This is a genomic window from Microbacterium sp. GW821-FHT01D02, assembly GCF_059422585.1.
Map to the genome: position 1 here is coordinate 864,735 of NZ_JBWKXB010000001.1, position 17,816 is coordinate 882,550.

General features: G+C 68.3%; 16 protein-coding genes. 4 read left to right on the forward strand and 12 right to left on the reverse strand.

Going from position 1 to position 17,816, the window contains the following annotated elements; genetic code table 11:
• Positions 1–41: 41 nt before the first annotated feature.
• Entirely contained in the window at positions 42–1,109 is a 1,068-nt protein-coding gene (locus tag AC07VM_RS04260; protein ID WP_267415855.1) for an ABC transporter ATP-binding protein, read from the reverse strand.
• 116 nt (positions 1,110–1,225) lie between these two features.
• Here AC07VM_RS04260 and AC07VM_RS04265 point away from each other — a divergent pair, with 116 nt between their 5' ends.
• Both AC07VM_RS04265 and AC07VM_RS04270 read left to right on the forward strand, forming a co-directional pair.
• On the forward strand, positions 1,226–2,017 hold the full coding sequence (locus tag AC07VM_RS04265) for a FadR/GntR family transcriptional regulator (protein WP_494910100.1): 792 nt from the start codon (positions 1,226–1,228) through the stop codon (positions 2,015–2,017).
• 37 nt (positions 2,018–2,054) lie between these two features.
• Positions 2,055–2,762, forward strand: coding sequence for a cache domain-containing protein (locus tag AC07VM_RS04270; protein ID WP_494910101.1), 708 nt, complete (start codon positions 2,055–2,057; stop codon positions 2,760–2,762).
• Positions 2,763–2,770: 8 nt separating this feature from the next.
• Here AC07VM_RS04270 and AC07VM_RS04275 read toward each other — a convergent pair whose 3' ends face one another.
• From AC07VM_RS04275 to AC07VM_RS04300, 6 genes are all read right to left on the reverse strand, one after another.
• Entirely contained in the window at positions 2,771–3,742 is a 972-nt protein-coding gene (locus AC07VM_RS04275; RefSeq protein ID WP_494910102.1) for an acetylxylan esterase, read from the reverse strand.
• A 19-nt stretch (positions 3,743–3,761) separates the two neighbouring features.
• Positions 3,762–4,697, reverse strand: a complete 936-nt coding sequence (locus AC07VM_RS04280) for a carbohydrate ABC transporter permease (RefSeq protein WP_494910103.1) — start codon at positions 4,695–4,697, stop codon at positions 3,762–3,764.
• Positions 4,687–5,628 (reverse strand): carbohydrate ABC transporter permease, encoded by a 942-nt coding sequence (locus AC07VM_RS04285; protein ID WP_494910104.1) that lies wholly within the window; start codon positions 5,626–5,628, stop codon positions 4,687–4,689. The genes AC07VM_RS04280 and AC07VM_RS04285 overlap by 11 nt, the downstream gene beginning before the upstream one ends.
• 4 nt (positions 5,629–5,632) lie before the next feature.
• Positions 5,633–6,940 carry an ABC transporter substrate-binding protein gene (locus AC07VM_RS04290; protein ID WP_494910105.1) on the reverse strand — a complete coding sequence of 436 codons (1,308 nt, stop codon included), beginning with the start codon at positions 6,938–6,940 and terminating at the stop codon, positions 5,633–5,635.
• Positions 6,941–7,004: 64 nt separating this feature from the next.
• Positions 7,005–8,630, reverse strand: a complete 1,626-nt coding sequence (locus AC07VM_RS04295; protein ID WP_494910106.1) for an FAD-dependent oxidoreductase — start codon at positions 8,628–8,630, stop codon at positions 7,005–7,007.
• Complete coding sequence (locus AC07VM_RS04300) at positions 8,627–9,715, reverse strand: LacI family DNA-binding transcriptional regulator (RefSeq protein ID WP_494910107.1); 1,089 nt, start codon at positions 9,713–9,715, stop codon at positions 8,627–8,629. The genes AC07VM_RS04295 and AC07VM_RS04300 overlap by 4 nt, the downstream gene beginning before the upstream one ends.
• 241 nt (positions 9,716–9,956) lie before the next feature.
• On the opposite strand from AC07VM_RS04300, the gene AC07VM_RS04305 reads away from it, so the two are divergent.
• The gene (locus AC07VM_RS04305) at positions 9,957–10,742 is read left to right on the forward strand and encodes a DNA/RNA non-specific endonuclease (protein WP_494910108.1); all 786 of its coding nucleotides are present in this window, start codon (positions 9,957–9,959) and stop codon (positions 10,740–10,742) included.
• Between the two features lie 102 nt (positions 10,743–10,844).
• A complete protein-coding gene (locus AC07VM_RS04310) occupies positions 10,845–11,948 on the forward strand; it encodes a GntR family transcriptional regulator (protein ID WP_494910109.1) in 1,104 nt (367 codons plus the stop codon).
• 60 nt (positions 11,949–12,008) lie between these two features.
• Here AC07VM_RS04310 and AC07VM_RS04315 read toward each other — a convergent pair whose 3' ends face one another.
• The 5 genes from AC07VM_RS04315 to AC07VM_RS04335 all read right to left on the reverse strand — a co-directional run bounded on the left by AC07VM_RS04315 (position 12,009) and on the right by AC07VM_RS04335 (position 17,787).
• A complete protein-coding gene (locus tag AC07VM_RS04315) occupies positions 12,009–13,121 on the reverse strand; it encodes a glycoside hydrolase family 76 protein (protein ID WP_494910110.1) in 1,113 nt (370 codons plus the stop codon).
• Positions 13,122–13,216: 95 nt separating this feature from the next.
• The gene (locus AC07VM_RS04320; RefSeq protein WP_494910111.1) at positions 13,217–14,464 is read right to left on the reverse strand and encodes an ABC transporter substrate-binding protein; all 1,248 of its coding nucleotides are present in this window, start codon (positions 14,462–14,464) and stop codon (positions 13,217–13,219) included.
• A gap of 82 nt (positions 14,465–14,546) precedes the next feature.
• On the reverse strand, positions 14,547–15,500 hold the full coding sequence (locus AC07VM_RS04325) for a carbohydrate ABC transporter permease (protein WP_494910112.1): 954 nt from the start codon (positions 15,498–15,500) through the stop codon (positions 14,547–14,549).
• A complete protein-coding gene (locus AC07VM_RS04330; protein ID WP_494910113.1) occupies positions 15,500–16,351 on the reverse strand; it encodes a carbohydrate ABC transporter permease in 852 nt (283 codons plus the stop codon). The genes AC07VM_RS04325 and AC07VM_RS04330 overlap by 1 nt, the downstream gene beginning before the upstream one ends.
• Before the next feature lie 110 nt (positions 16,352–16,461).
• The gene (locus AC07VM_RS04335) at positions 16,462–17,787 is read right to left on the reverse strand and encodes a glycoside hydrolase family 125 protein (RefSeq protein ID WP_494910114.1); all 1,326 of its coding nucleotides are present in this window, start codon (positions 17,785–17,787) and stop codon (positions 16,462–16,464) included.
• Positions 17,788–17,816: the final 29 nt, after the last annotated feature.

Here is a 17,816-nt window from a genome sequence, read left to right on the forward strand (position 1 = left end):
GGTGCTGCAGGTGTGCATGGGTGTTCGGATGGTGCGGTGTTTCAGGGGAGCCGGGCCGCGTGGTCGGGCGACCAGACGGCACGGACGTGGTGTCCTCGCCCGAGATCGGCGTCGGTGGAGTGACGGGCGTTGGGGCGTTCGGCGATGAGGTCGATCCCCGCGTCGGTCGCGACCAGGTAGCGCGTCGCCGGACCCGTGTAGACGACCTCGCTGATCGTGCCGTCGAGCGAGACCTCGCCCGCGGCGAGCGCGGCATCCCGATCGGTCAGCCGCATGCGCTCCGGGCGCACGCTCATGGTGCGGCGGTCCCCGGTGAGGTTCTCGGCCAGGTCTCCGCCGATGAGGTTCGACAGGCCGAGGAAGCGCGCGACGAACTCCGTCTGCGGGCGCTCGTACACGTCGCGGGCGGTGCCGATCTGCTCGATCCGACCGCCGTTGAACACGGCCACGCGGTCGCTGAGCGTGAGCGCCTCCTCCTGGTCGTGGGTGACGAAGATGAAGGTGATGCCGACCTCGCGCTGGATCTGCTTGAGCTCGATCTGCATCTGCTCGCGGAGCTGCTTGTCGAGGGCGCCGAGCGGCTCGTCGAGCAGCAGCACCTGGGGGCGCAGGATCAGCGCGCGGGCGAGGGCGATGCGCTGCCGCTGCCCGCCGGACAGCTGGTGCGGCAGGCGGTCGGCGACGTGGTCGAGCCGCACCTGCTCCAGCGAAGCGCGCACCCGCTCCGCCCGAGCGCTCTTGCCCTCGCCGCGCACCCGGAGTCCGTAACCGACGTTGTCCGCGATGGTCAGGTGCGGGAACAGCGCGTAGTCCTGGAAGACGGTGTTCACCGGCCGCGCATGCGGCGGGGTGCGGGTCACGTCCGTCCCGGACAGGCGGATGCTGCCGCTCGTCGCGTCCTCGAACCCGGCGATCATCCGGAGCACCGTCGTCTTGCCGGAGCCGGACGGGCCGAGCATCGAGAGGAACTCCCCCGACGCGACCTCCAGGTCGAGCTCGCGGACCGCGGTGAACTCGCCGAACGACTTCGTCACCCCGCTGAGGGTCACGGTCCCCTCGGAACGGGCGGTCTCGGGGACTGCGGGTGCTGCGGGTGCCGTGGCGATCATCTCGCGCTCCTCGGAACATCGTCGAACTCGGAAGATTCCCAAAACATATAAACCCAGAGGTAATATGTCAACAGCGATTTCTTGGGTATCGTGATCGCGGAAGGGAGAATCGCAGAATGGGATCGAGCTCGACGACGCACGCCACGCACCCTTCCGCCGAGCCCTCCCCCGATCCCGAGCACGAGCAGCCGCACCGCCTCCAGGGGGCGCTGTTCCAGCCCATCGGCGACGAGGGCCGTGCGGAGCTCGTCGAACGCCGCCTGGTCGATGCGATCACCCGCGGACACCTCCGCGCCGGCGAGCGCCTCCCCTCGGAAGCCGACCTCAGCAAGAGCCTCGGCGTCGCGCCGGTGACCGTGCGCGAGGCGCTGCTCGCCCTGCGCGGTCGCGGCCTCGTCGTCACACGCCGTGGGCGCAACGGCGGCAGCTTCGTCGCGGCGCACGCCGATCCGCTGACGTTCGCCCGGGAGGCCGTGCGCCGCACCTCGCGCCTCGCGCTGCGCGACCTCGGCGCCCACTACGCCGCCATCACGGGCGCCTGCGTCCGACTCGCGGCGAGGCGCGCGGACCCCAGCGAGACGCAGCGGGTCCGTCGCCGGATGGAGCGGATCGACGAACTCGACGTGGAGCAGCAGCGGCGCCTGCTAGACGACGTGCAGATCGAGATCGTCGCGCTCAGCCAGTCGGCACGCCTGACGCGCGAGCAGATGAAGCTGCAGGCCGAGCTCTCGCCCCTCCTGCGCCTCGTCGCGCACGAGACCGAGAACCTGCGACGGCAGGCCGAGCACCTCGCCGCCGTCATCGACGCCGTGGAGGCCGGCGATCCCGATGCCGCGGGCGCACGCACCGAGCTCATGGCCGCCGAGACCATCGACGCGCTCATCCGGCTCCAGGCGACGACCGGATAGATCAGAGGACCCGCATCGACGTGCACAGGAGGACGCGATGAACACAGCAAGCGACACCGCCATCCAGGCAGCAGCCGCGATCGTGGAGGACTACTTCTCCGCCCCCGTGCGCACGCTGCTCGACTGGGTGGAGCCCTTCGCCGCCCAGGTCGCCGAGGCCAGGACGAGCGGCCCGCTCACACGCTCGAAGGTCGACGCGCTCGTGGAGCCGCATGCTCTGCGCACGCTCGACCTGCGCGGCGTGCCCGTCTACGGCGCGGGGTTCATCGCGGCGATCGACCTGCTCTCGGACGCGCACAGCCACCTGGCGTGGTGGCAGGGCGAGGACCGGAGGCAGCTCGTCCTGGCCTCGCAGTCGGTGAACAAGGAGAACATCGACTACAGCGCCCTCGAGTGGTACCGGGTGCCGATGGCCACGGGTGAGCCCCACGTCGCGGGACCCTACGTGGACTACCTCTGCAGCGACGAGTACACGATCACGATCGCGGTCCCCGCCGAGGTGGACGGGACGCGCATCGGCGTCGCCGGGCTCGACCTGCTGGTCTCCGCGGTCGAACAGGACCTGACGCGGCGCTTCGCCTCCCTCGGGTGCGAGGTGACCCTGACGAACGGCGTCGGCCGCGTCGTCGTGTCGACGGACCCGCGCTGGGCCACCGGCGATTCCGTGCGCGGCAGCGGCCTCGCCGAGCTGCCACGGGCGGCATGTCGGGGCGTGGCGCTCGACGTGATCGTCGATCCGGCCTGAGGGGTGCGCTAACCGAGCAGCTCAGCGAGGAACGACGCCTGCCGCTCCCACTGCACTCCGAGCCCACCCTCGTGACCGTTGAAGGCGTACTCGTCGATGTCCGCGCGACCACCGGCCCAGGTGTTGCGTGCGGCGTAGACGGTCGACGGCGGACAGGTCTGATCCAGAAGAGCGACGGAGAACAGGGCGGGTGACGTCGCGCGCTTCGCGAAGTTCACGCCGTCGAAGTACGAGAGCGTGCCGAAGACGCTCTCGGCGTCCGCGCGATGCACCGAGAGGTAGCGCACGATCTCCTGATACGGATCGTGATCGGTCATCCCCACCGCTCGGCCGAAGTGGCAGAGGAACGGCACATCCGGCATCGCGGCCACCAGCCCCTCCGACAGCCCCGCGACGGCGATCGCGATGCCACCGCCCTGACTCGTACCTGTGACGGCGACGCGCTCGGGGTCGATCCCGTCGATCGTGCGCACGGCGTCGACGGCGCGCACGCCGTCGGTGAACACGCGACGGTAATAGTACTCGTGCGGGTCGAGGATGCCCCGGGTCATGAACCCGGGAGACGACGGTCCCGCACCGTGAGGATCGGGAGTATCGCCGCCGGTGCCCCACCCCGATCCCTGACCGCGCGTGTCCATGAACAGGTGCGCATACCCGGCCGCCGCCCAGGCGAGCCGCTCGTGCGGCAGCCCCCGTCCTCCGCCGTAGCCGTTGTACTCGACCACCGCGGGGAGGGGGCCCGGCAGGCCGACCGGACGAGTGAGCCATGCACGGATCGGCTCGCCTCCGAACCCGGAGAACGTCACGTCATCGACCTCCACCGTCCGCAGCGGAGAGTCGACCCGTCGCAGTCGGACCGGCTCGGACCGCTCGCGGGACTCCGCCAGCGTCGCCGACCAGAAGTCGTCGAAATCGTCGGGCTCAGCGACCTCGGGCCGGTAGACGCGCAGTTCCTCGGGACTCAGATCGAAGCGGGGCATGACAGCATCCTTCCAGGCGTCAGCCCTTGAGTCCCGTGTTCGCCAGCCCCTGCACGAACTGCTTCTGCGCGACCAGGAAAACCAGCAGCACGGGGACGACGGTGAGTGTCGTGGCGGCGAGCTGCACGTTCCACATCGGCCCGCCGTAGGCGTCGACGTACTGCGTCAGAGCCTGCGGCAGGGTGAACATGTCCTTGCTCGAGAGGTACACGATCGGCTCCAGGTACAGGTTCCACGACTTCAGGAACGTGAAGATGGCGACCGCCGCGAGCGCCGACCGCGAGAGCGGGAAGGCGATCCGCCAGAAGATGCCCCAGCGTCCGAGCCCGTCCATCCGGCCCGCCTCCTCGAGCTCGGCGGGGAGCCCCAGGAAGAACTGCCGCATGATGAACACGGCAAGCACCGCGGGTGCGCCGAAGATCGGCACGACGATGAGCGGCCAATGCGTGTCGATCAGCCCCAGCCCGTTCACGAACCGGAACAGCGGAACGATCGTCACCTCGCTGGGCACCAGCAGTCCGACCAGGACCACGAGGAAGAGGGCATTCGCACCGGGGAACCGGATCCTCGCGAACGCATATCCGGCCATCGCCGCCACCAGCATCGTGCCCACGGTGACGAGAGCCGCGATGTAGAGGCTGTTCCAGTACTGCTGCGCGAACGGCTGCAGCCGAAACACCTCGCCGTACGCCGCGGTCGTCGCATCCTGGGGCCACAGTGTCGGCACCTTCTGCAGGATCTCGCTCATCGGCTTGAAGCTGCTCGTGACCATCCACAGCGTGGGGAAGACGAACGGGATGCTCAGCACCGCCATCAGCGTGATCAAACCGGCCGCGACCCAGCGACGTTTCGTCTTCGCGCCACTCGAGCGGATCGGGCGTGCACTGCCACCGGTGACCACGGCCCGCGTGGTGACCGCGTCGCCGTGCGTGCGCTCGTCGATGTCAATTCTCATGGAAGACCCACCTCTTCCTGGTCTGCCACTGGATCAGGGTCAGCACCAGAACGATGAAGAACAACAGCACCGCGATCGCACTCGCGTAGCCGAAGTCGTTGAAACGGAACGCCTGCTGATACAGGTAGTAGACGAGGACCGTGGTCGAGTTACCGGGGCCGCCACCGGTCAGCACGGCGATCTGGGCGAAGACCTCGAGCGAGCCGACGATCGTGAGGATCATCACGAGCAGGATCGTGGGGCTGATCATCGGCATGGTGATCGAACGGAACCGACGCCAGGCCCCTGCACCATCGATGCGCGCCGCCTCGCTGATCTCCTCCGGCACCGCCTGGAGTGCGGCGAGGAACAGGATCATGTTGAGTCCGACGTTCTTGAACACCTGCACGACGATCACCGCGAGCATGGCGGTCACATCACCGCGGAGCCAGTTCGGACCCTCGATGCCGAGGACGGCGAGGAAGCCGTTGATCCCCCCATCCGCCTGCAGAAGGAAGCTCCAGACGATGGTCCAGGCGACGAGAGAGACGACCACGGGCGAGAAGAAGAAGGTGCGGAAGGTCGTGGTCCCCGGCAGCTTCTGATTGAGCAGCACCGCGAGGAACAGCGCCAGCGTCACATTCAACACGACGAGTCCGATCGAGAACCACAGGCTCACCAGCAGCGAGTTGTGCAGCCCGGGGTCGGCGAGCATCCGCTCGTAGTTGTCGGTCCCCGAGAACACGAAGGTGTTGGCCAGCACATTCCAGTCGTGGAGCGAGAACCAGACGACGGCGATGAGCGGCGCGATCACGAAGGCGAGCGAGCCGAGGACCACGGGGGCGACCATGGTGTAGCCGACGATCCAGTCACGGCGGGCCACCGCGGAGCGGCGAGGACGTGGCCCCCTCCGCTCCGCGGCATCGACCGCCTGAAGGGCGGATGCAGTCATCCGGTCAGCCCTCCAGGAGGGGTGCGATCGCTTCGCAGGTCGACGCCAGCACCGCTTCGACATCGGCGTCGGCGACCCAGAGCGCGTCGAGTTCGGCGCGCACCGCATCCTGCAACTTGGCGAAGTTGACGTGCGCCGGCTTGGTGATCGCGTCCTGGATGCCCTCGACCACCACCGCCTGCAGCTGCTCCTCGCTCAGGCGCGGGTTCGCTGCGGCGAGCGTGTCAGCGTTCAGCAGCGTCTCGCGGGGCGGCGGGAAGTACGTCGCGAGCTTCTCCGCGTTCTCGGGGTTCGTGAAGTACGCGAGGAAGTCGGCGGCGATCTTCGGATGCTTCGCGTTGGCGAACACGCCGATACCCGCCTGGCCGATCACGTTCTGCTGCCCCTCTGGTCCCGCGGGAAGCGGCACGATGTCCCAGGCGAACGAGTCGTCGAGAGCCGAGGCGCGACTGATCTGCGTGATCGTCATCGCGGCGTCTCCGGCGAAGAAGTCCGCCGTCACACCGGGGCCGGGCATGGCCTTGTCGACGAACGCGGCGTCGTGGATCCACGTCAGAGCGTCGACCATGGCGGGGTCGGTCAGCGTGCACTCGCTGCCGTCGGCGCTCCACGGGGATGCGCCCCAACCGCCCCAGATGCTGGCCAGGTTCTCCCACACCCGGTAGTCGAAGTCGCGTACCACCAGGCCCTGCTTGCCGGACGTCTGCGACGCGGCCGCCGAGATGTCCCGCGCGGCATCGTAGGTCCAGTCTCCCGACGCGACCAGGTCCGCCGGGTTCGGTTGCCCGGCAGCGGCCACCTGGTCGGTGTTCACGAACACGGCGAACGGACTGTTCGAGAACGGATACGCGTACAGCCGCTCATCCTGCTGCCACAGCGCGAGCGAGGAATCCACGAGATCGTCGTAGTCGTAGCCCTCCGCGTCCTTCAGAGTGTCGGTGATGTCGGCCAGCGCTCCCGAGGAGACGAACTCCGGGGCATAGCTCTCCAGGATCCAGCCGAGATCGGGGGCATTGCCCCCGGCCAACTGAGTCGTGAGAGTGGTGGTGTAGTCCTCGAACGGGATCGGCTCGAACGAGACCTCCGAGACGAGTTCAGGGTTGTCGGCGACGTAGGCGTCGGCGATCTCCTGGAACATCGCCAGCTGGGTCTCGTCGGCGGTCCACACCGTCATCCGCAGGGCGACGGGCTCGTCGGGGGTCTCGGCGGCATTCGGACTGCTGCTGCATCCGGCGAGGACGAGGGCGGTGGCGGCGATGCCGCCGCCCAGGGCCATCGCGGCGCGCGCGCGGCGCGTCAGGTTGGGGGTCATGCTCACTCCTTCGTGGTGATCGTGCTCATGGTGATCGGGCATGTTCTGCAGGTGGGGTATCGGTTCAATAGGCGTGGACGCGTCCCTCCGGCCAGTGCCGCTCGACACCGGTCCCGTCGAGTTCGCGCTGGTAGTCGGCGAGGACCTCGTCGTCGTCGTGCACGGCGCGCGGGGACGTGTCCTCCGCGAGGCAGTAGGCCGCGAGGTGCCCGGCGGCCTCGCCGATGTTCCACTCCACGGGATGCAGGCGGTAGCACCCGTTGGTGATGTGCGTCGTGCCGATGTTCTTGTTCGCCGCGAGCAGGTTGGTCACGCGCTGCGGGATGAGGGCCCCCAAGGGGATCTCGAACGGAGTGGAGGCGACGTCGATGTAGGTGTCTCCGCCGGTGGAGGGGTGGAGGTCGATCCGGTACATGCCCACGCCGACCGAGTCGCGGTAGCGCGTCGCTCCGTCGTCGCCGCGCACCGCGTACGAGACGTCGTTCTCGGTCACCGTCGTGAGCGCGCGGATGCGGCGGGACTCCCGGTGGTACGGCGCCTGGGCGAGGCCGTCGTCCGATCCCATCACGTCGGGGCGGAGGCGCAGCCCGGGGAAGCCGAACCCTCCATCGGGACGAGGAGCCTCCGTCTGCATCCAGTACACCATCGAGAGGCTGAGCTGGCGGGCGTGCTCGTAGTGGGCGACCTCCTCGTCACGATCCGCCGTCAGAACGGGAGCGAGGAAATAATCGATGCTCGGCCAGTTGACGAGGCAGATGTCACTCGCATAGAACCCGTCGGCGAAGAGGTCGCGCGCCGCGATGCGGCGGAACGTCCAGAGATTGGCGTCGCCCGCGTTGCGCGACTGATCGGCGTCGACGTCGAGGACGTCGTCTCCGGGGTTCGGCGCGAATCCGCGGGTGCCCATCTCGAGGGTGCGGGGATTCGGTGCCTGCCAGGAGAGCATCTTCTCGCCCTGCCAGGCGGCTGGCGCGTACTCCCGCCAGAAGTCGTACTCCGCCGGACGCGCGATGGTGTGATCGCCGTCGACATGATCGATCGCGAAGCAGACACTGAACGCCTGGACGTTGTCGGGTTTAGCCTCCTCGGGAGCGCTGGGCTCTCCGGTCTCGTGCCGGGACTCGAACCCGGTCACATGCTCGACGTCGGCGAGCGGCAGCAGCTCACCGGTCTCGGTCGCATCCAGCACGAACCGGGCGTGCACCGTCGTCGCGCTCCCGTCGAGCACGGAGGAGAGCGTCACGGCTCCGATCTCGTCGTCGGCGACCGATGCCGAGACCGGTCGCATCCGCTCGAGCAGACGGATGCGTCCGGTCGAGCGATGCGGCGCCAGCATCTCCTCGAGGACGCCCACGGCGATGCGCGGCTCGTGGCAGAGCTTGGACACCCACCCGGCACCCGGGTTCAGCTCTTCGCGCTCTCGAGCCGCGTCAGTCAACGGATAGCGGCGCCGATACACGTCGCGGATGCCGTCGCGCAGCGCGCGATAGCGCGCCGTCACCCCGAACTCCTCGACCCAGGGGTGCTCGTCGGGTGGCACCGCCTGCGATGTGAGCTGACCGCCGATCCAAGGGAACTCCTCCGTCAGCACGACGCGGGCACCTCGATCCGCTGCGGCGAGGGCGGCGGCGACGCCGCCGAGTCCTGCTCCGACGATGAGGATGTCGGTGTGGATGTCGTGCTCGGTCACGCGGGGTTCCTTTCGGAGGAGGAGGAGACGACGTCGGCGATCGTCGAACCGTCGATGTCAGGGCAGGGAAGAAGCTGGTGGTAGTCGGCGTCGTCGAGCACGGGATCTCGACGGGACGCACTCTCGGCACGCGCCTCCTGCTCGACGATCCGAGAGAGCAGCACGACAGCCCGGGCACCCATCTCCTCGCGCGGCACCACGAACCCGGACCAGGCCCGTCCGCCCTTGCGGGGGTGCAGGGGCTGACCGAGCAGCAGCATCGAGACGTCGTCAGGGACGGAGCGGCCGCGCGCGACGAGCTCGTCGGCGAGGTCTTCGGGATGGTGCTCGGGTGCGACGAGGATCGCGGTGAGTCCGCGCTCGATGATCTCGTCGGCGGCGTCCGCGACGTCGTCGACATCGACCAGCCGCATGGGAAGACCCGCCTGGCGCATCGCGCGGGTGTAACCCTCGATGCGGTCGAGCGTCGGCTGGTCGGTGCCGCGCGGCCCGGCGTAGCCGATGCGGACGTGACCGCGCTCGGTCAGGCGCGCGACCTGGCGGGCGGTCGCCTCGACGTAGTCGGCGCCGACGAAGGGCAGCATCCGTCCTTCGCTGGTGCGCTTCCCGATGAAGACGAACGGATAGTTGGTGTCGAGGAGGTGCTGCAGCTCGCCCTGATCCTCCTGCTGACCGAGCAACAGGCAGCCGTCGGCGATGCCCAGCCGCTGCCAGCCGTCGCGGGTGAGCCGACGTCGTCCGTCGACCACGCGGGCAGAGGTGAACAGCAGCATGTCGACGCCGAGCTGCTCGGCCGCCTGCTCGATCCCGTTGAGGAATCCGCCGTAGAAGTCCTGTCCTCCCCGGGGGAAGGTCTTCTCGTAGGTGAAGACACCGAGGATCTGGTTCCGGCCGCCGGCCAGACGTTGAGCCATCGGGTTGGCCGAATAGCCGGTGATGCGCATCGCCTCGATGACCCGGTTCCGCGTCTCCTCCGAGATGCGGACGCCCGCGGAGGCGCCTCCGTTGAGCACGAAGCTCACCGTCGACTGGCTGACGCCTGCCATGGCGGCGACATCTGCTTGGGTGAAACGACGATGCGGCATCGCATCCTCCTTGATCGGGTGTCGGGCCCTCACCCGAACGACACCTGAGTCTCGGCGCTGCGGTCGAGCGGGGTCAAGACGATAATGCGCATTATTAGCGGCTCCGATGCCGGCACTCCCCCGCCATGCCCTCTGATCTCCAGCGATCGACTCGATGCCCGGGAAAGAGGAGGCCCCGGAGCGATCATGCGTATTAGCGATCCGGGGTGCGCACGTCGGAGACCGGGTCCACGATGGGAGCATGACCGACGGCTACGACCCCGCCTTCCTCGGGACGCGACTTCCCCTCCCGCGCCCGACCCAGCCGGTCCGCACGCTGCCCTACTCGCGCTTCTCCGTGCTGCTGGATCCGGAGCGGCGGCTCGCGGCCGTCACGGGCGTGAACATCGACGGAGCACTGCTGCGTGATCTGCCCCGCACGGGCGAGTGGCGGCTCGATGATCGCCTCCCGCCGGACGAGCAGACCGGTCCAGACGTGTATGCGCGGAACGACCTCGATCGCGGTCATCTCGTGCGCCGGCGCGACCCTGGCTGGGGCGACGCCGAGGAGGCTCGCACCGCCACGGAGTCGACCTTCTTCTATCCCAACGCCGCGCCGCAGGCCGCCGGCTTCAATCAGTCGAAGGAGCTCTGGCTCGGCCTGGAGGACCACGTGATCGCCTATGCCGAGGCCACCGATCAGCGCCTCTCGGTCTTCACCGCCCCGGTCCTCGGCGACGACGATCCGCCCTATCGCGGCATCCGGATTCCGCTCCGGTTCTGGAAAGTCGCCGCGTGGCGGGGTCCGTCCGGACTCGCCGCCGCCGGCTTCGTGCTCGATCAGTCCGACCTGGTCGACACACGGGGCGAGGCGCTCACCGTCCCTCCGCTCGGGGCGTTCCGCACGTTCCAGGTGCCGATCGCGGACATCGCCGGACTGACCGGCATCGACCTCGGACCGCTGATCGAGGCCGATGCACTCGACCGCCCGGAGGCGAGGGAATCCGGATGGCGGAGCCTCACCTCGGCGGATGACATCGTGCTGTGACGCGGGGCGGGCAGAAAGCACCGTATCCGCGCGCGAAGAGACAGATCGCGGGTTTGCGCTGTAGATTTAATATAACTATTCGGCGCAGGGGGACGATCAACAGTGCTCTACAAACAGGTCTACGAGTCGTTGCGAGAAGCGATCGCTCAGGGAACCTACCCCGTCGGCGACAAGCTGCCTTCCGAGGCCGAGCTCTCGAAGCAATTCGACGTGAGCCCGATCACCGTCAAGCGCGCGCTCGAGCTGCTCCGCACCGACGGCATGATCATGCGCCGCCCCCGCATCGGCACCGTGGTGACGAGTTCGACCCCCACGATCGCTCGCGCCGGGGCGAACCCGGAGAGCTCGGCACGTCTGATCGGCTGCGTCCTGACGAGCTTCGACGACACCTTCGGCAACAAGATCATCGAGGGCATCCTCGCGGCCGCCGGCGCCGACACGCACATCATCATCAAGCGCTCCGGCGGCGATCTGTCCGAGGAGGACGCCTGCATCCGCGCCCTCGTCGACGCGGGCGTCGAGGGGATCATCCTCCTGCCCAGCTCGTCGGAGTACATCCCGCCGGCCGCGCTCGAGCTCGTCACCCGACGATTCCCCGTGGTGATCCTCGACCGCCTCTTCGACGGCATCCCCGTCTCCGCGGTGTGCTCGGACAACCTGGGCGGCGGACGCACGGCGACCGAGCACCTGCTCGGGCTGGGGCACCAGACCGTCGGCTTCGTGAGCTCGGCGAGCCACGTCTCCTCGAGCGACGATCGACGCAACGGGTACATCCACGCGCACGCGACGAATCACCTCCCGCTCGAGAACCGTGCAGAGCTGCACACCATCGGCTCCACCGTCCCCGGGAGCACGGACACCGTCGAGGACGACATCGAGCGTCTGGTCGAGTTCGTGCGGGAGCACCCGGACATCACCGGATACGTGGCGGCGGAGTACAACATCGCCCTGATGATGCGCGAGGCCTGCGACCGTATCGGACTGCGCATCCCCGAGGACATCTCCGTGGTCTGCTTCGACCACCCCGACGCCTTCTTCGACACCGGGATCTTCCGCTTCACGCACATCCGCCAGGCGCAGCGCGACCTGGGGATCAAGGGCGTCGAGTCCGTGCAGCGTCAGCTCTCCGCTCCGCACGCGATCGAAAAGGTCGTCCTGCCGACCGAACTCGTGCTCGGCGCCTCGACCGCCGCCCCTCGCTCCTGACGCACGATGCCCATCGGGCTGCGAGGGCAGCACGATGGGCATCGACGAGGCGACAGGGGACTATTCGGCGGCGCGATCCGCCCCGACCGTCACCGCATCGGCTCCCTCGGCACGAGCCTCGAGCCGGGCACGCTGCTCGACGGCGAAGATCGCGCTGAGCGCCGTGGAGTACGGGATCCACTCCGCCGGCGCCTCCGACCAGTCGTTGCCCGGACGCAGCAGACCGTCGACCTGCCCGTTCGCCCACAGGACGTCGGTGCTCGCCCGCAGGAAGCTCTCCAGCACCCCGCGCTCGTCCTCGAAGCCGTCCTCCCCCGCCAGCACGGCGAGGAGCTCACCGAGATAGCGGTAGTACACGCCTTTGAACAGCCCCTCGTCACCACCGTCGCCCTCGTCGCGGAACACCGACCCGTCGCTGAGCTCCCGCACAGCGGTGACCGCGGTCTGCACCGCACGTTCGAGGTAGCGGCGCTCCCCCGTCGCGGCATACAGCTCGACGGCCGCGCCGACATAGAGCCCCTGGTTGTACGTGAACCGCCACTGCGCGTCGACGGCTCCGTCGTCGTTCCGGTTGATCCCGTCCTCGACGAACCCGTCGGCGCCGACGAGGTTCGCCGTCAGCCAGTCGAACGCCCTCCGCGCATACGTCAGGGAATCGCGGGAGGCATCCACGCGGCTGAGCCGCACCCCGAGGATCGCCAGCGGCCCGTTCGCCGGGGTGTTCTTGTACGCGAGCTGCTGCTTGCGCCATGCGAGGCTCCAGCCGAGGGTCTCATTCCATCCCTCGGCGACGACGTGGTCCCAGATCGCGATGGCCTCATCGAGGTATCGCTGCTCCCCTGTCGCCGCGTGCATCCGCTCCAGCGCGAGCGCGAACCAGAGCATGTCGTCGAAGTAGTCGTTGAAGAGCTGACCGCCGTTGCGCTCGATGATGTTCGCTCTGGCGCGGTCAGCCTCCGCGAGCCAGGTACGGTCGGCGGTCCGCGCCCACGCATCGACTCGCGCATCGATCACGTGAGCGAGCCACCAGTAGTTGAACACCTCGGTGTTCCCGCGATCGTGCGGGTGGCTGTTGGCGAGGTACTGCGTGCCCGCCACACCGAAGAAGTAGTCGAGGCTGCGCTGGGCGACGTCCGCATGTGCGGACCAGGTCTGCGCGGGAGTGCTGGTCATGATTCCTTTTCCTGTGTCGCCGGGGCGACGTGCGGGTGGTCGGGCGACGAGCCGGGAGGCCGCCGCCCGACCGGGTAGAGCGGGCGGATACCGGCCTAGCGGTTCTTCGCGAGGATCTGATCCCCCTGGGTCTGAGCGTCCGACAGCGCCTGCTTCGCCGAGATCTCACCGGAGAGGAAGCGCTCGAGCGCCGGCACGAGGGCCTTGCCCTCGACGTCCGAGAAGCCCTGGACGTTCGGGCGGGCCTGGGCGTAGTTCATCGTCTCGATGAACGCGGCGTAGTGCTCGTCCTCTGTGAAGTACGGGTCGTTCGCGGCATCGATGTTGGCGGGGATCCAGCCCGAGATCTCACCGAAGGCGACGCCGTTCTCGGCCTCGGTCGTCCACCACTTCATGAACTCCCACGCACCTTCGGCGTTCTTCGCCCCCTCGGGGATGACGAGTCCGAAGCCGCCCATGTACGCACCGGTGTCCCCATCCGGGCCCGCCGGAGGCTGGGCGACGCCGTAGGTGAGTCCGTCGACCTTGTCGAGAGTCGACAGCGCCCAGGGCCCATCGAGCTTCATGGCGGTGCGCCCCTCGGCGAAGGCGTCGCCGGTGTCACCGAAGCCCTGCTCGTAGACCCCCGCGTCGAGCAGACTCTGCCAGAAGTCGAGCACCTCGAGCCCCTCGGGGCTGTTGAACGCGGTCTTCGTCTCGTCGTCGTTCAGCAGCTTTCCGCCAGCCTGGGCGAGATACATGCTGAACAGACCGGGGTCGCTGAGGTCGAAGCCCGCCTGGGCGAGCTTGCCGCCGTCGCGCACGGTGAGGGCCTCGGCCGCGGTCCGCAGCTCATCCCAGTTCGTCGGAGCGGTCACCCCTGCTCCGTCGAGGAGCGACTGGTTGTAGATCAGGGAGCGGTTGTCGACGAGGAGTGGCAGGCCGTACAGCTTGCCGTCGACCTCCATCTCGCCGAGGGCCGGCTCGTAGAAGACTCCGGTGCCGATGTCGTCCTCCTTCACGAACTCGTCGATCGTCGCGAGGGCGCCCTTCGGCGCGTAGAGCGAGGTCTGATAGCGGTCCCAGAGCACCACATCCGGCACCTGTCCGCCGGCCAGCGCGGTGAGCAGCTTCTCCTCGACCAGCTCCTGCGGCACGTAGCTGACCTCGTACTCGTCCTGCGAATCGTTGAACCGCGCGGCCTGCTCTTCGAGCTGCTTCACCTGGTCGCCGGACCAGGACCCCCACATGACGACGGGTTCGGGGCCGTCGCCCGCGCCGGTGTCACCGGCTGAGCAGCCGGCCACGGTCACCGCCAGTGTCGCCGCGCCCAGCAGGGCGAGGGCTCGCAGATGCTTCTTCATCGAAATCTCCTTGGTGGTTCGGATGGTGCTCGGGTGTGCTGAGGGAAGGTTCGGACAGGGATGCTGGTGCGGCGGACGAGAGCTACTTCGTCCCCACGTGCGCGACGCCCTCGATGATGTAGCGCTGGGCGAAGAGGAAGACGAGGAGCACGGGGAGGCTTGCGACGACGGTGCCGGCCATGAGCGGGCCGAAAGCGGTCTCGTAGTTGTTCACGAACGACGCGAGTCCGACCTGGACGGTCATCATGTCCTGGCTGTTGAGCACGATGAGCGGCCAGAGGAAGTTGTTCCAGCCGGCCTGGAAGCTGATGATGCCGAGCACCGCGAGTCCCGCCTTCGCGAGGGGGAAGTAGATGATCGCGAAGATCCGGAACTCGCTCGCCCCGTCGATGCGCGCGGCCTCTCCGAGCTCGTCGGGCAGCGTCTCGAAGAACTGCTTCATGAAGAACACGGCGAAGGCGCCGGCAGCGCCGGGGATGATGACGGCCCAGTAGGTGTTGATGAGCCCGAGTCCGCCCTGTCCGAAAACGTCGTTGCCGCCGGCGAACGGGATCGAACGCAGGATCAGGAACGACGGGATCATGGTGATGATCCCAGGGATCATGAGTGACGAGAGGAACACGGCGAACACCGCCGCACGGCCCCGGAACCGCAGCTTCGCGAGGGCATATCCCCCGAGAGCCCCGAAGAAGATGTTCGTCGCCGCTCCGCCGACGCCGAGCACGAGGGAGTTCACGAAGTAGCGCCCGAACGGCACCTCCTCGAACACCTGGAGGTAGTTCTCGATGGTCGGGTTCGCGGGGATGAGGTTCAGCGCGCCGGAGAGGATCTCGGTGGCCGGCTTCAGCGATGTCGAGATGGTCCACACCAGTGGGGCGACCGTGACGATGCTGAGCAGCACCACACCGACGTACCAGCCGATCGTGCCGAGGCGCTGCCTCGGGGTCTTGCGTCGGGTCGTCGGGATCGGACGCACGGCGGTGCTCGCCGCGAGCGCCGTCTCCAGGGCCCGACCGCCGTTGAGCGTGTTGGTCATCAGACGTCCTTCCTGTTCGTGAGCTTCGCGTTGAGCAGGGAGAACACGAGGATGATGAGGAAGAGCACGAACGAGAGGGCGGACGCGTAGCCCATCTCGAGGGCCCCGAAGCCCTTGTTGTAGATGTAGTAGACCATCGTGACGGTCGAGTTCCCCGGGCCGCCCTTCGTCAGGACGTACGCCTGGTCGAACACCTGGAAGGCACCGATGATGAGCAGCGTCGACACGAGGAACGTCGTGCGGGTGAGCGACGGCAGCGTCACGTACCGGAACTGCTGCCAGGAGTTCGCGCCATCGAGCCGTGCCGCCTCGTAGAGCTCGCCGGGCACCCCCTGCAGTCCCCCGAGGAAGATGATCATGTTCGCGCCGAAACCCGCCCAGACGCTCATCATGACGATCGCGATCATCGCCCACTGCGACTCGTAGAGCCACGCCGGGCCGTCGATGCCGAACCAGCCGAGGACCACGTTCAGGAGCCCGTTCTGCGGGTTCAGCATCCAGAACCAGATGGTGGCGGTCGCGACGGTCGACGCGACGACCGGGATGTAGAAGAGCGTGCGGAAGAGGCGGACCGCTCGGTGCCGTCGGTTCAGGAGCATCGCCGTGCCCAAGGCCACGACGAGTCCCGCGGGTACGTAGAGGACCGTATAGTACACCGTGTTCCGCAGAGCGATCCAGAAGAACGGGTCGACGGCGATCTCGGCGTAGTTCTCGAGCCCGAGCCATTCGAAATCGCCGACGATCGCATAGTCGGTGAAACTCAGCACCAGGGCCATCACGATCGGCAGCGCCATGAACACGAGGAACAGGACGCCGGGAACGAGGAGGAACAGCCAGGCGTTCCGCGTCATCTGCCTCGCGGACGGGTTGCCGCCTCTCCGGCGGCGAGGCGGCGTCGTCTCGGTCCGCTGGCTCGGCGCCGCTCCCGGTGCGGGCCGGGGCGGAGTCGCGGTCGGCGCGCTCATGCCGGTCGTGCTTCCGTGAGTGGGCGACGCACCACGGTGCGGAGCCCGGCCACGTCGAGCACGAGCTCGCAGAACATCGCGTTGGCCCAGGAGAACCAGGGACGCGTGTAGACGCCGGGGTCGGTGGCGAGGAACGACTCGTGCATCAGTCCGGTGCCGGCATCCGTCTCGAGCAGCAGCCGGAGGATGCGCTCCTTCTCGTCTCGGTCTCCGGTCGTGAGTCCCTCCACGCACAGCGCGATCGGCCAGATGTGGCCCTCCGGCGTGTGCGGGCTGCCGATGCCGCGCGCGATGGTGCCCGACGCGAGCGCACCGGACACGTAGGTGGGATTCGCCGGGCTCAGGAGGAATCCTCGCGTGGCGAGGTAGAGCGGGTCATCCGTCCCGCACCAGCCCAGGAGAGGCAGCGAGAGCAGGCTGGGCACGTTCGCGTCGTCGGTGAGGAGCATCTCGCCGCGGCCGTCGATCTCGTAGGCGTAGATGTCGCCGTGCCCCGCGACGGCGGTCACGGCGTGCTCCGCGATGCCGCGCTCGATCTCGGCGCGGAGGTCACGCGCGCTCCCGGCGAGGTCGCCGTCATCGAGGACCTCCCGGGCGATGACCTCGATGTGGGAGAGCTCGACGACGGCGAACATGTTTCCCGGCACGTTGTACCCGTGGGTGCAGGCGTCGTCGCTCGGACGGAAGGCCGACCACGTGAGACCCGTCGGTGCGGTGGCTGCTCCGAGGCCGTCGCGGACGAGGGTGTCACTGGGCGGGCAGTCGAATCGCTGGAACCGATAGCGGGAGCGGGCGTCGTGGTCCTGCTCCGTGCGCCAGAGCGCGATGATGCGACGGGCGGCATCGGCGAACGCCGCCCCGAGATGGTCGGTCCGTCCGGTCGCGCTCCAGAGGTCGTGAGCGAGCTGGACCGGGTAGCAGAGCGAGTCGACCTCGTACTTGCGCTCCCACACCCAGGGCGACTGCTCGGTCAGGTCGGACTGGTGCCCGGCGCCGTTCGGCTCCGCGTTGAAGGCGTTGGCGTACGGGTCGAGGCGGATGTACTCGATCTGGCGACGGGACACGGCGGCGATCATGTCGGAGATACCCGGATCCTCGGCCGCGAAGTGCAGATAGGGCGTGAGCTGCGCCGTCGAATCCCGCAGCCACATCGCCGGGATGTCACCGGTGAGCATGAAGAGGGTGCCGTCCGGCATCTCGGTCAGCGTCGTCCCCAGAGTGTTCGCGAAGCAGCGAGCGAAGACGTCGGCGATCGCCGGATCCACTCGGTCCTCGACGCGCTCGACGACGGACTGGACGAAGGCCGAATGGGTGTGAGCCACGGTGCTCCTCGGTAGGTGTCAGGACTCGC

What these genes read in the sequence shown, in the direction of transcription:
- AC07VM_RS04260 (WP_267415855.1), bottom strand. Translation starts at nt 1,109, where the DNA reads ATGATCGCCACGGCACCCGCAGCACCCGCAGTCCCCGAGACCGCCCGT.
- AC07VM_RS04265 (WP_494910100.1), top strand. Translation starts at nt 1,226, where the DNA reads ATGGGATCGAGCTCGACGACGCACGCCACGCACCCTTCCGCCGAGCCC.
- AC07VM_RS04270 (WP_494910101.1), top strand. Translation starts at nt 2,055, where the DNA reads ATGAACACAGCAAGCGACACCGCCATCCAGGCAGCAGCCGCGATCGTG.
- AC07VM_RS04275 (WP_494910102.1), bottom strand. Translation starts at nt 3,742, where the DNA reads ATGCCCCGCTTCGATCTGAGTCCCGAGGAACTGCGCGTCTACCGGCCC.
- AC07VM_RS04280 (WP_494910103.1), bottom strand. Translation starts at nt 4,697, where the DNA reads ATGAGAATTGACATCGACGAGCGCACGCACGGCGACGCGGTCACCACG.
- AC07VM_RS04285 (WP_494910104.1), bottom strand. Translation starts at nt 5,628, where the DNA reads ATGACTGCATCCGCCCTTCAGGCGGTCGATGCCGCGGAGCGGAGGGGG.
- AC07VM_RS04290 (WP_494910105.1), bottom strand. Translation starts at nt 6,940, where the DNA reads ATGACCCCCAACCTGACGCGCCGCGCGCGCGCCGCGATGGCCCTGGGC.
- AC07VM_RS04300 (WP_494910107.1), bottom strand. Translation starts at nt 9,715, where the DNA reads ATGCCGCATCGTCGTTTCACCCAAGCAGATGTCGCCGCCATGGCAGGC.
- AC07VM_RS04305 (WP_494910108.1), top strand. Translation starts at nt 9,957, where the DNA reads ATGACCGACGGCTACGACCCCGCCTTCCTCGGGACGCGACTTCCCCTC.
- AC07VM_RS04315 (WP_494910110.1), bottom strand. Translation starts at nt 13,121, where the DNA reads ATGACCAGCACTCCCGCGCAGACCTGGTCCGCACATGCGGACGTCGCC.
- AC07VM_RS04320 (WP_494910111.1), bottom strand. Translation starts at nt 14,464, where the DNA reads ATGAAGAAGCATCTGCGAGCCCTCGCCCTGCTGGGCGCGGCGACACTG.
- AC07VM_RS04325 (WP_494910112.1), bottom strand. Translation starts at nt 15,500, where the DNA reads ATGACCAACACGCTCAACGGCGGTCGGGCCCTGGAGACGGCGCTCGCG.
- AC07VM_RS04330 (WP_494910113.1), bottom strand. Translation starts at nt 16,351, where the DNA reads ATGACGCGGAACGCCTGGCTGTTCCTCCTCGTTCCCGGCGTCCTGTTC.